This window comes from Desulfitobacterium sp., assembly GCF_982384815.1.
Genome location: NZ_CEVWNY010000010.1, coordinates 37813 through 50522, shown reverse-complemented (window position 1 = coordinate 50522; position 12710 = coordinate 37813). Strand labels below are relative to the sequence as shown.

Sequence of the window (12710 nt, the reverse complement as noted above, 5' to 3'; positions counted from 1 at the left end):
CCCATGGTAACCTGGCCATCACCGGCCATTGCCACTTGTTCACCCTTTTTTACTGCTACTATTGTCGTTGCATGGAACATGGGATAACCTCCTTATATCGGCAGTTTACAGAAAATTATTCAAAGTGTCAAGGAAGAATTGTGTACAATTGTTGTCAATTTGTGAAAATTTAAAGACTATTTTTTTTGGGCACGCGGATGAGTTTGCTTATATATTTCTCGTAAACGTTCCTTGGTCAAATGGGTATAGATCTGAGTGGAGGAAAGCTTGGAATGTCCTAAAAGCTCTTGGACGCTCCGTAAATCTGCACCACCATCAAGTAAATGAGTAGCAAAGGAATGACGAAGCATATGCGGGTGAAGATGTTGAGTTAATCCCGCTTCCAAGGCCAGTCGATCCAAGATGCGGCGAATAGAGCGAACGGAGAGCCGTGACCCTTTGTAATTGAGCAAAAGGGCTTCTTGGTCATCCTTCCTCATCCGTAGATACGCTTGGACAGCTTCTACGGCAAATCGAGTCAGTGGAACAATTCTCTCCTTACTCCCCTTACCCCGCACGCGAACTAGAGATTCCTCCGCCTTGATATCTTGGCGATTCAAGCCGGCAAGCTCGCTAACCCGCAGACCTGAACCATAAAGCAGTTCGATAATCACTTGATCACGGGCCCCCAGAATGGTAGTACTATCCGGTACTTGAGTAAGATTGACTAATTGTTCCGCGGATAAAAACTGGGGCAGTTTTCTGCCTAATTTGGGCGTTGCAATCCTTTGAACAGGGTTTTTCGAAATAATCCCTTCCCGGCATAGAAACTTAAAGAAAGCCCGTAGCGCCGAGAGTTTACGGGCCATGCTTTTTCGCTCAAGGCCTCGATCAGTCATTTCTCCAAGGAAGCTGCGTACTAGATAGATGTCTACTTGATCCACTGTGAGTTCCCCAGGGTCTATCCCCAGCTCCCGGGCAGAAAAATCAAAAAATTGGACAAGGTCGTTATGGTAAGCAATAAGGGTATTTTCCGAGCGGTTTTGGGCTTTAAGATGACCGTCAAAAAGGCTAATTGCCTGATCAGCTTGCACTTGTTACCACTCCCCTAGGTTTCTTTAGTATACATTTAGTCCTAGAAAAAGATCCTTCGCTCCCGCTCAGGATGACACAGTGCTTTGTCATACTAAACGCAGTGCTTTGTCATACTGAACGCAGTGCTTTGTCATACTGAACGCAGTGAAGTATCTTGACGCTATATCCCTAATCCCATCGCTGTTTTAAACTCTTCAAGCTTCGCCAAGGCCCGTTCCGAAATCAACTTATTCTTCTCCCGCTTGGCTTTAATCCGCATACCGAGGGGTGGCAGCAGGCCGAAATTGATACTCATTGGTTGGAAATCTACGCTGGGGGAGCCCTCTAAGTGACGGGCAAGGGCTCCCAGGGCAGTTTCTTCCGGGAAAAGTATGGTTGGCCGGTTGTTTAAGTGCCGAACAGCGTTGATTCCCGCCACCAGGCCGCTGGCGATCGATTCCACATAGCCCTCAACGCCGGTAATTTGACCGGCAAAAAAGATGTTTGGTGACCTTTTGAGGCTGTAGTCGGCTTTTAAGACCTTCGGGGCATTTAAAAAGGTGTTGCGGTGCATAACCCCATAGCGGACAAATTCGGCATTTTCTAAGCCGGGAATCAGGCGAAATACCCTTTTTTGTTCCCCCCATTTGAGATGGGTCTGAAATCCTACCAAATTAAAGAGGGTCCCTTCCCGATTTTCCTTACGGAGCTGAACAACAGCATAAGAACGTTTACCGGTCCGGGAATCGACCAAGCCCACCGGCTTAAGAGGACCGAAAGTTAAAGTTTGCTCACCGCGTGCTGCCATTACCTCGATAGGCATACAACCTTCAAAAACCTTGCCTTTTTCGAAGCCTTTGACTTCTGCTGCCTCTGCTTTAATTAGTTCCTGATAAAAAAGCCTGTATTCTTCTTCGGACATTGGGCAGTTCAAATAATCCGGGTCTCCTTTATCATAGCGGGAGGCCCAGAAGGCCTTACTCATATCGATTGATTCCAAGGTGACAATAGGAGCCGCCGCATCATAAAAAGAAAGGGCATCCTCCCCTGTCATCTTTTGAATCTCCTGGGCTAACGGCTCGGAAGTCAAGGGACCGGTAGCAATCACAACAACGCCCGCTTGGGGAATGGTTGTAACTTCTTCCCTATGGATATGGATAAGGGGATGGTCTTTCAAGCATTTGGTTATGGCTTGGGAGAATTTTTCCCGATCTACCGCTAAAGCACCACCGGCGGGTACCGAATACCGATCAGCTTCCTTTATAAGCAGCGAGTCTAATTGACGCATCTCTTCTTTAAGCAGTCCGGCAGCATTGTCCAAACCGGCACCCTTAAGGGAGTTACTGCAAACCAGTTCTGCAAAACGATCAGTATGATGGGCCGGCGTCATCATTACCGGCCTCATCTCATATAGTTCAACCTCTATTCCAAGGCGGGCGATCTGCCAAGCGGCTTCTGCGCCGGCTAGACCCGCTCCAATGACTTTTATTGACGGCATATTATTCTGCTTGCTCCTCTACTTCCTTGTCAAAACGGCATTCTGAATTGGTACAGACATATTTTTTCCCTTGTTTAGAAGTCTTAACCACCATTAACCCGCCGCAATTTGGGCAAGGTTCCGGAGCCGGCAGTTCCCAAGAGACAAACTCACACTCAGGATAAGTGCTGCAACCGTAAAATTTCCTACCTTTTTTGCTCCGTCTGATTACTAAAGGATTTCCGCAATTAGGACAATTGGTTCCGACTTCTTCTAATAATGGCTTAGTGTTTCGACATTCCGGGAACCCGGGACAGGCCAGGAACTTACCGTAGCGGCCCATTTTAATGACCATATTGCGGCCGCAGTTTTCACAGATCTCATCAGACACTTTATCCTCGATCTGGACTTTACCCATCCTTTGGTCTGCCTCTGCCAAGGTGACCGCAAAAGGTCCATAGAAATCCCGAATAACTTGCTTCCAAGGCAGGGCTCCCTCTTCAATATCATCAAGCTTTTTCTCCAAGTTGGCTGTAAATTCCAGATCCACAACTTCCGGGAAATACTCCTTTAAAATAGTGACGACAATTTCCCCTAATTCAGTGGGAGAAAGCTGTTTGCCTTCCTTAGCCACATAGCCTCGGCTTTGGATAGTTTCAATGGTCGGAGCATAGGTACTTGGTCGCCCGATACCTTCTTCCTCCATTTTGCGCACCAAGGAAGCCTCCGTATATCTTGGCGGAGGTTCGGTAAAATGCTGCTTCTCTTGAAGGTCTACCAGACTTAAGCCTTCCTGGGGTAGGATATTAGCCGAAAGATTTCCTTCCTCTTGTTCGTCATTTTCGTCCTGGCCCTCTTCATATACGGCAAGATAGCCGGGAAAACGAACTGTAGAAGCATTAGCGCGAAATAGATATTCTCCAGCCTCCACTTCAACGGTTAAGGTATCAAGTAGCGCCGCACTCATTTGACTGGCTAAAAATCGCTCCCAAATTAGGCGATAAAGACGAAGTTGATCCCGGGACAAATACTCCTTTAAAGACTCCGGAGTCCTTAATAGGGAAGTGGGACGGATAGCCTCATGGGCTTCTTGAGCCCGGCCCTTACTCTTAAACTGCCGAGGTTCCGGAGGATAATAATCCCCACCATATTGGGCGATAATGAAATCCTTAGCCTCTGCTTGAGCAACCTCGGAAATTCTCACCGAGTCCGTTCGCATATAGGTTATTAAACCAATGCTGCCGGCTTTACCCAGTTCTATGCCCTCATAGAGCTGTTGGGCCAGCATCATAGTTCGTTTCGGAGACATATTCAGCTTACGATGGGCTTCCTGCTGCAGACTGCTCGTGGTAAAGGGTGGAGCAGGTTGTTTTTTCTTTTCCTTGGTGCGGATATCCTTAACTTTGAAAGACTTATTTTTCAGCGCCTCAAGCACTTGGTTCATTTCATCTTCCGAAGAAATACTGATCTTCTGATCATCTTTCTTCACCAGCTTAGCCGAAAATACACCTCCGGCACTCTGTAAGGAGGCGGTCAGGGTCCAATATTCTACCGGGATAAAGTTGCGAATTTCCTCCTCCCGATCACAGATCAGCCGAACAGCGACCGATTGAACTCTTCCGGCACTTAACCCCTTTTTCACTTTTCGCCAAAGAAGGGGACTTAATTGATATCCCACTAAGCGATCGAGGACGCGGCGTGCCTGCTGAGCATCAACCTTGCTGGAATCAATCTTCCGTGGTTGCTTAATTGCGGCTGTTATCGCCGGTTTAGTGATTTCGTGAAATTCAATACGGCAATTCTCAGTCAAATCCAACCCCAGGAGATGTCCTAAATGCCAAGCAATTGCCTCACCCTCACGATCAGGGTCGGAAGCCAAGAGAATACGATCCACGGACTTAGCCGCCGTACGAAGTTCTTTGATTAAGTCACCGCGTCCGCGAATGGCAATATACTTGGGCTCAAAGTCGTTTTCAACATCTACTCCCATTTGACTTTTAGGAAGATCGCGCAAATGTCCCATAGATGCTTTTACCGTATAATTTTTGCTTAAAAATTTACCTATGGATTTTGCCTTTGCAGGAGATTCCACGATGACAAGTGTTTTAGCCATAATTCACCTCGAGAAAATATCTACGTATAAATATTATGCCAAATTTTCTATAAACTTTTACCGAACGCACTTTTGGCTTTATGCTATCCAAACTAGCCTAATATTATCCTCTTTTCCATAGTATGTCTAGCACTTGTAAGCTAATACATAATATTGACCGGAAAGTTGTTCGATTTGTCCGGCTAGTTGCAATTCTAATAGTACCAGCGGTATCTGCTCCGGTGCTACCTCAGAATTTAGGGTAATCTGATCAATATGAGTAGGCTGATCACTAAGCATTTCGAGAATTTTAACTTGATCCGGGGTGATAAGTGGCTCTGTCTTAGCTTGCTGACGATGGCAACCGGAATTTTGTGGTTCGGTAGTTTTCGCAGAAATCTTTAACCCGGCAAAGGCAGGAATTTCCGCTAATATATCCTCATATCCCTCAACAAGTTTTGCACCCTGCCGAATCAGATTATTAGTTCCCTTACTTGTTTGGCTAAAAATTGGCCCAGGAATTGCAAATACCTCACGCCCCTGTTCCAAAGCAAAGTCTACGGTGATCAATGCCCCACTTTTGAGGGCGGCCTCAACCACCGCAGCCCCTCGGGACATACCGCTAATCAAGCGGTGGCGCATCGGAAAGAGTCTTGGTTCCGGAGGCATAGCCGGATTGAATTCACTCCAAATAGCTCCCTGGTTGGCAATTATATCATCCGCTAGTTTCCGGTTTTCCGGCGGGTACATATAGTCTAACCCACAGCCCATTATCGCCCAAGTTATTCCCCCTCCGGCCAGAGCACCGCGATGAGCTGCTGTGTCAATTCCTCTGGCTAGGCCACTGATGACAATAATATCTTGTTCGGAAACTTCTTTGGCCAAGGCCTCGGCAGCAGCCCTTCCATAAGCAGTAGCCTTACGGGCTCCCACAATGCCCAGGGATTCCTTACCCGGAGACAGGTAACCCTTATAATAAAGCAAGGGCGGCGCATCGGCCAGCTGCCTTAACAAATCCGGATAGCCCTCTTCTTCGGGAATGATTATCTTTATCCCTTTAGCATCAAGCTGTTCTTCTAACTCTTGGGGATTGGACCGATGTTTAAGGATAATCTGCCGGGCCCAAGGCTCATCCAAATATTCCGGCACCTCGCTAATCCGTTCCCATGCGTTTACAGCGCTACCAAAACGGGCGATCAACTGGCGTAGTCTGCCGCTTCCTACGCCCTTTAATGAATGCAAAACGGCTCGAATACGCTTTTCCAGTGATAAATCCACTATCAAACTGCTTTTAGTCAAAAAATACCCCTCCCCGTCCATCATTTCGTGACTCTGGGGATATTTTCCTGCTTTTTTCCTCCCCGACTTCGCTCAAATCCCTGCCTTCTTCTAATCTTTCCTAGGCTCCCTTTGCTTTGCGGCGACCACGCATTGTTAAGGTAGATTTAGGTGGCTTGTCTTCTCCTTCCGGAGTAATAAGCTCTTGATTCTGAGCATCTTCGCCGGATGGATTATCGGATTCGGCCTTCTTCCTACCCTTCGCTTTGCTCTTTTTAGTTTTTGCGACCTCCGCCGTCTCTTCCTCTTCTATCGGCGTTCCTTTTTTCTGATCGGTCATGGCAATGCTGGCTTTTAAGGCCTCCATAAGATCAGTAACCTTACCCGGCTCCGGAGCTGCAGTGACCCGGAAGCTTTCCCCGGCAACTTTCTTCTCGATCAGCTCTTTAACTTGCTCTCTTAATTCGTCCCGATATTTTTGCGGTTCAAAAGGAGCAGCCAGATTTTCGATCAACTGTTTTGCCATGGCTATTTCCGTATCCGTAGGAGAAACATTATCCCAGCTAGTTTCAAGATGTCTGATCTCCGCCGGATAATACATTGTTTCCAGCGCCAAAGTGTTCTTATCTATAACCCGAAGACAGGCTAAATGCTGTTTGGACCGCATGGTTAGTTTGGCAATAGCTACTTTGTTAGTATCTGCCATGGCTAGACAGAGGAGGCGATAGGCCTTCTGAGCAGTCTCTTCCGGACTTAAATAATAGGACTTTTGATAATAAATAGGATCAATATCACTAAGGTCAATAAAGTCGAGAATATCGATAGAGCGGCTTATGGGTGCTTCCAAGCTTGCTAAGTCTTCTTCCTCCATGATTACATAATTATCCTTTTCGTATTCATACCCTTTAACAATATTCTCCGCTACTACTTCTACATCACAATGGGGGCATTTCTTGGTATAACGAATGCGGTTATGGCAGTCTTTATGTAAATAGTTAAAATGGAATTCCTGGGTTTCGGTAGCGGCATGCATCTTAACCGGGACATTGACCAGGCCAAAGCTAATGGAACCTTTCCATACAGTATGCATTTTTATAACACCTCCTCAAGTTTATTCTTAAGCAAAAGCTTAGTGTTCATTCTTAAAAATTTTATTTCTTATTGGCTGCTTAACCGTTTTTTGTTAATTTAGCTAAAAAAAGTGCCGCAAGCTACCTTAAAAGTAGTTGCGGCACTTTTGATATTTAAAATCTATAAGCTTGATTACTTTGCAGCTTTAGCAGCATCAACAACGGCTTGAACATATCCTGCAGTATCTGCTAGAGTAGAGCTAAAGTAAATACAACTAAGCTCGCCAAAACAGCATAATCCTCTGTATGAAGAATCGATCCAGCCGAGGAATCAAACAAAATATTTCCCGATGCCGGAAACTCATCATCCGCACCCCAGACTACCAAAGTCATTGGAATCTTAGGGAAAGCCTTGATCTTTACCGCAGCATCCCCCAAGGCTATGGGTTCGCCTCCCAAAGAATTTGCCACATTAATTAAAGCTTGGGGATTCTGACCAAAGGTCTTGACTAAGGGATTAATGGCACGGTTCGTAAAGGGTTGGATATAAATACTTCCACCCGGCAACTCTTTATAGGATATTAACCGGTCGGTTTGAATAGCCGGGGAATGGTTTACTAGATAATGAAGTATGAGTATTTGTGTTGGCAATGGCACCCCATCGGCGGTTGCAATCTCCGGATAAAACTGCCCGGAGGGGTATTCCACATCAAACTTTTGCCCCAGAAACTCGACCTTAATTTTATTACCCTCTACCGGATAACCGGAATACTCCGACATCTCTTCCAAATTCCCCTGCCTGAACTTTTCCAATGCTATCTCATAAGCCGCAGTATAGTTCATCCTATTTCCTCCTCTTTATCCCTTTTCCATCCCCTATTACTCTTTAAACAATTCTTGTTTAGTTTTCTTTTTCCTTCTGACTTTTTACTTAGGAACTTTATTTCCCTCCTATTGCAACAAAAAATATAGGAATTCCTCTCTGAAATTATATATCCCAATATTATAAGGACCTAGATACTTCGATAGGTCTCTTGCAGCAATAGCGCATCCTCTTCAAGGTTGGGACTTTCACAGATAACCAATCCCTCTACCCCAAAACTGTGCATTGCTTTTAATAATTCGGGATAGTGAAAATCCGACTCTTTTAATATCAGATGCTTTTTTTCGCCTTTTAGCCCATACTCGATCCCTGAAACATGAAAATGAACATTCCGTACCCAGCGGTCCCCCAGAGCCTCTGCGGAAACCTCAAGAACCTCACAGAACTCATCATAGGTATTAATGCGGCCATTACTGCGGGCATGAAGATGGCTTATATCAATACAGGGTAGTACACCCGGTACTACTTGGGCTAGGGTCAGTACCTCTTGAAGAGTACCTAACTGTGAGGGCTTACCAGTTGTTTCCGGTCGTAGTACTACATCATTACCTTCCGCATCCAGAATTTCCCGAACCTTCATAAGTTCTTTAGCCGTCCTCTCCAAAACCACCTGAGGATCATCATTATGGTAAAAAGCAGGATGGAATACTACACTCCGCACACCCAGGATTTTGCTTATACGAGCACTGTGGAGAAGCCGATCACCACTGGCTGCAACCTTTTCCGGCTCCTGGGAATTAAAATTAATCCAATAAGGACCATGACAGCTTAACGCAACATTTTCTTCTACAGCCACCTTGGCAACCTTATGGGCCTTTTCTTCACCCATGCGGACCCCTTGAACGAATTCTATCTCCATGGCATCCAGTTGAAGCTCCCTAACTCTTTTGACTCCGGCTTCCGTTGAGCGTTCCTTCGCCGAGATAGGCACACCTGCTGTTCCAAACAGTAAAGACAAATCGATCTCCCCTTTTTTCATTTAACATTAATTGCATTTAATATACCAGCTTTAGTGAATATCTCCAAAGTTTTTCTCCGGTATTATTCATAATAAAAAACTTAACTACACATAAAGTGGGGAGAAACGTTGCAAACTATTGTTACTTGCATTAATCGCAAGGAGTTTTTATTGCCCCGAGATGAAAGGAGGAATCCAGATGTCCAGACGTCGTCGCAGCACCATGTCGGAAGATCTTAAACAGCAGATTGCCCAAGAGCTTGGATTTTCGGATACCTTAAAGCAAGAAGGGTTCAGTGGCGTATCCTCCCGTAACTGTGGGAACATGGTTAAAAAAGCGATTGAGATTGCCGAGCGCAATATGGCAGGTCGTATGTCCTAATAAAAAGTAAAGTAAAGGGATTAACTCATTCTTTTAAGAGTTAATCCCTTTTTAATTTCTAATGAAAATCCACTTCAATTGTACGAGCAGCAGGGTGACGGTCCTTAAGGAAAGACAGTTCCAAGACCCCGTTTTTATAGCCGGCATGGGCTCCATCGGCCTTAACTACTGCGGGGAGGGTAAGGGTACGACTGAACTTTCCATAATACCGTTCCGCTCGGTGAGAAGAACGCTCTTCTATTGAGGAACTTCGTTTAATCTCGCCGCTGATAGTTAAGTGATTTTCGTCTATCCCGATATGAAGATCTTCCTTTTTCTCTAACCCAGGAATTTCAGCTGTAACAAAGACTTGACTAGGTGTTTCTTCCACATCCACACGGTAAAGGAACTGAGAAAGATCCTCTTTGCCTCTTCCCTTAATGAAGTCTCGCTCCATGTCATCCCAATACCGGTTTAACATTTGGAAAGGGTCGTAGGGTATTAATGCCATAACCTTCACCTCTTTAAGATTTTGTTTTAGTTCAAATCTTAGTATGGCAAATTTTCGGCAAAAACATTCAGGCGAATTAAAGGCAAAGCTTTACTACTGCATCCATCGGTGAATCTTTCAACAAATTCATAGTCATTTGATGTGCCATTCGCTCCAAATCAAACACATCTTCACCCCACTAATTCCTTTGCCCATCCCTGTTTCACAATAGGATCATAATAAATAAACAGTATCTTGAACGGGCTGGTTATGACTTGATAACAGTTATAGATACATAATTCTTATTCTGTTCCTGAGAAAACACCAATTCAACTTGCTTAATGTTGTTTAAATTCGCGGACCCAATGAGATTACCGTTAAGTATAATTTTATTTTCTAAAATGTATAACGACTTAGATTGAATACCATAACATGCAACAAACTCATCATAAAATTTTTCAAATTCGGCAATATTAAAATCTGTTTTGTATTTTTTATCCAAGTACATTGGTTCTGAATTTAGTAAATAAGAAGGGAACACAAAAGATATAGAGTCCTCATTATTGTGGAGAGAGACGAACATATCTGAAATATGATATATGATATTTATACTTGTTTAATGGATGATCGAGAGTTTTTGCTTCCTTTTGCTTTATTAACATAATTGAAGTTACCTCATTATTTACAGGTATATACGCTACAAGGTTGCTGTTAAATATTTTAGTTTTTATATTATTCGAGGGTAATGAATTAATTTTATTATTGATCTTGGTTATCTTTTTCACAAGGACTTTCCCCTTTACCTTCTCACTTACTTAATAACTTACATATCATAAACCAGTAAGCAATATTTGTAGGAGAGTGTAATGAACACTTTTATTAGTAGCCGTGGTAAATGCGTGGAGATTATTGCCCATCGTGGCTTCATGCTTCAATTTCCGGAAAACACCTTGGTGGCGTTTCGCAAGGCATTGAGTCTAGGTGCCAACGGAATTGAACTGGATGTGCAAATGAGCAGTGACGGAGTACCGGTTGTTATCCACGATGAAACAATCGATAGAACTACAAATGGACATGGGCTAGTTTCCGATATGACTTTTCAGGAATTGCGAAAATATGATGCCGGTGTCAAATTTGCTTACGCTTATCGCGGAGAAAAAATCCCTTCCCTCAGGGAAGCACTTTGGACAATCAAAGGTAAGGGAAAAGTTTCTATTGAATTGAAGAAAACTGTTGGAAAAGAGGGTTTGGAGCAAGTCCTGAGAGAAATCTATTTATGTCAGATGGAAAAATGGGCAATACCCATTTCCTTTGATATCCGGCAATTGGAGTATTTACGTCAACTAGACTCCAATATTGTTCTAGGGAAATTGCTCTTACCGGAAGATGCCATTCTAGAGCGGATCAAAAAGGCTCAGATCTCTATAGCAAGCGCTCCCTATCAGGCATTCTTGGAAATCCCCGAACTGCTCCCTTTGCTATTCTCCCAGGGTCTTACGCCCAATGCTTTTGGAATTCCTAACCGCAAAATAGCCCGTTGTATGTTACAAAAAGGCATCTACCTTCTAGGTTGTGATAAGGTTCTCTAGTATCGTTACGAGCCCCTATCCGCAATTAAATATGCATTGAATAGAGGCATTTATTGGGTAATATTTTTTATAAGATATCATGATAATGGACTTCGTCTTTTAAGACCTCCGACAGCAATTTTAAGTCTATCCAGTGAGAGATCACCTAGTCCCCCGGTGCCATAAGTGTAATCCACGTAGCTTTCCGTAATATATTTGAGATTATTGGTTTGTTCGGGAAATTTATCTTTTAGACGTTCCAGATACTCGTAAGGAGTCTCGTGAAGCTGACGAGGAAGTCTTTTCTTTGCACCCCATTGTTCGAGGGCTTGATAAGCAAGCAGGACATTTAATTTTCTTGGTACTAATCGAAGTCTTGGGACGAGCTTAGCAATAAGCCAAGTGAAACAGCTCTTGAGGAATGTAATTAAATTCGGAAGCCATCTTTGCGAGGAGTTTTTGGGTGCGGAAGCTGTTTGGATTCGCAATAGGCGAACGAAAATGCGATACATTAGATATCCTAATAGAGCAACTACTACAAGGACAAGCAAGATTATTAAGCCCCAGAATAGAATTTGGGTGATTGTGGTAAGCCAGCCGGGTGAAGTAGATGCCACTGCTTCCCCGTTTAGTTCATTTACAGTATTAGGGCTTGAAGAAGCGGGTTCAGGACTAAACTTTTTGTAATTATATAGCCTGGAGATAATAAAGACTAAAATTGCGGTGAATGTATTAACAATTGGCTGCGAAGCTTGTAACAGCATACCCGCAGGGTCAGAAAGACCAGGCAACAAATAGGAAGCAGTGAAAGAAATGGGAAAAAGAACTATCGCCAGAACCCCGGGGCCAAGCAATCGTAATTTAACGGGCGCAGTACTCGGACGTGTCAAGGCTAGAATTGTGCAGTTGGTCAGAATATTAACCACCAGCCAGAAAGCCGCCTTGGGAAGACTAATTGAATTTAAAGCCGCGATCAGAACAATAACAAAATTTAGAATTACGGTTACCTCGAACCGAGTAATGGCAGAGCGATTTGCCGGTGTTTTTCTCGCAAGCATAAGCCCACTGTACCAAAGCCTAAGACTGCAAAGGAGAAAAGCAACCCAGCTGCTCATGAGCAAAAACCATTCAGTCTTACTTAAAGTAGACCAAGCAGGAAAGAAATTTGCGGAAGTAAAAGTAGTTATCATTAGAAGCCGTATGGCAAATCCACCAATTAAAAGATTGACAAGCAAAAAGGTTATAATTCGGTGGGTTCGACCGGCGAGCCGGTAATTAATGAGAAAAGCTACTCCGGCGAAGAAGAAGAGCGGCCAAAAAGAAACACTAAGAGGTTGGCCCGTTAAGATTGAGCTTTCCAAAGCTCTGGAGACTGCCGCGAAGACGAGGGCGATAAACATAGAGATGCTAATTACCTCAGCAAAAAGTGTGAGGAAGCCTATATGTATTCTATATCCGGTTGCTTGATCGGTGGGCATAT

11 protein-coding genes and 1 pseudogene are annotated in these 12710 nt (G+C 44.1%); 2 read left to right on the top strand and 10 right to left on the bottom strand.

Annotation, left to right across the window (positions count from 1 at the left end; genetic code table 11):
- From AC1U9U_RS03410 to AC1U9U_RS03375, 8 genes and pseudogenes are all read right to left on the bottom strand, one after another.
- A pseudogene (locus tag AC1U9U_RS03410) lies at positions 1 to 80 on the bottom strand (HslU--HslV peptidase proteolytic subunit); the annotation flags it as partial.
- Between the two features lie 96 nt (positions 81 to 176).
- Positions 177 to 1073: a tyrosine recombinase XerC gene (gene xerC / locus AC1U9U_RS03405; protein WP_479959142.1), complete on the bottom strand. Its 897-nt coding sequence runs from the start codon at positions 1071 to 1073 to the stop codon at positions 177 to 179.
- Between the two features lie 161 nt (positions 1074 to 1234).
- Positions 1235 to 2551, bottom strand: a complete 1317-nt coding sequence (gene trmFO, locus AC1U9U_RS03400; protein ID WP_479959141.1) for a methylenetetrahydrofolate--tRNA-(uracil(54)-C(5))-methyltransferase (FADH(2)-oxidizing) TrmFO — start codon at positions 2549 to 2551, stop codon at positions 1235 to 1237.
- A 1-nt stretch (position 2552) separates the two neighbouring features.
- The gene (gene topA, locus AC1U9U_RS03395) at positions 2553 to 4643 is read right to left on the bottom strand and encodes a type I DNA topoisomerase (RefSeq protein ID WP_479959140.1); all 2091 of its coding nucleotides are present in this window, start codon (positions 4641 to 4643) and stop codon (positions 2553 to 2555) included.
- 126 nt (positions 4644 to 4769) lie between these two features.
- Positions 4770 to 5921: a DNA-processing protein DprA gene (gene dprA / locus AC1U9U_RS03390; protein WP_479959139.1), complete on the bottom strand. Its 1152-nt coding sequence runs from the start codon at positions 5919 to 5921 to the stop codon at positions 4770 to 4772.
- A gap of 100 nt (positions 5922 to 6021) precedes the next feature.
- Entirely contained in the window at positions 6022 to 6990 is a 969-nt protein-coding gene (gene ku, locus AC1U9U_RS03385; protein ID WP_479959138.1) for a non-homologous end joining protein Ku, read from the bottom strand.
- 229 nt (positions 6991 to 7219) lie between these two features.
- On the bottom strand, positions 7220 to 7813 hold the full coding sequence (locus tag AC1U9U_RS03380) for a DUF3786 domain-containing protein (protein ID WP_479959137.1): 594 nt from the start codon (positions 7811 to 7813) through the stop codon (positions 7220 to 7222).
- A gap of 170 nt (positions 7814 to 7983) precedes the next feature.
- Complete coding sequence (locus AC1U9U_RS03375; protein ID WP_479959136.1) at positions 7984 to 8811, bottom strand: TIM barrel protein; 828 nt, start codon at positions 8809 to 8811, stop codon at positions 7984 to 7986.
- A gap of 199 nt (positions 8812 to 9010) precedes the next feature.
- Between AC1U9U_RS03375 and AC1U9U_RS03370 the strand changes: the two genes are divergently transcribed.
- The gene (locus tag AC1U9U_RS03370) at positions 9011 to 9193 is read left to right on the top strand and encodes a small, acid-soluble spore protein, alpha/beta type (RefSeq protein ID WP_479959135.1); all 183 of its coding nucleotides are present in this window, start codon (positions 9011 to 9013) and stop codon (positions 9191 to 9193) included.
- Positions 9194 to 9251: 58 nt separating this feature from the next.
- Here the strand turns inward: AC1U9U_RS03370 and AC1U9U_RS03365 are convergent, their stop codons facing one another.
- The gene (locus AC1U9U_RS03365) at positions 9252 to 9683 is read right to left on the bottom strand and encodes an Hsp20/alpha crystallin family protein (protein ID WP_479959134.1); all 432 of its coding nucleotides are present in this window, start codon (positions 9681 to 9683) and stop codon (positions 9252 to 9254) included.
- Positions 9684 to 10528: 845 nt separating this feature from the next.
- On the opposite strand from AC1U9U_RS03365, the gene AC1U9U_RS03360 reads away from it, so the two are divergent.
- Positions 10529 to 11251, top strand: a complete 723-nt coding sequence (locus tag AC1U9U_RS03360; protein WP_479959133.1) for a glycerophosphodiester phosphodiesterase — start codon at positions 10529 to 10531, stop codon at positions 11249 to 11251.
- Between the two features lie 77 nt (positions 11252 to 11328).
- On the opposite strand, the gene AC1U9U_RS03355 is transcribed toward AC1U9U_RS03360, so the two are convergent.
- Positions 11329 to 12708, bottom strand: coding sequence for a DUF4129 domain-containing protein (locus AC1U9U_RS03355; RefSeq protein WP_479959132.1), 1380 nt, complete (start codon positions 12706 to 12708; stop codon positions 11329 to 11331).
- Positions 12709 to 12710 lie beyond the last annotated feature (2 nt).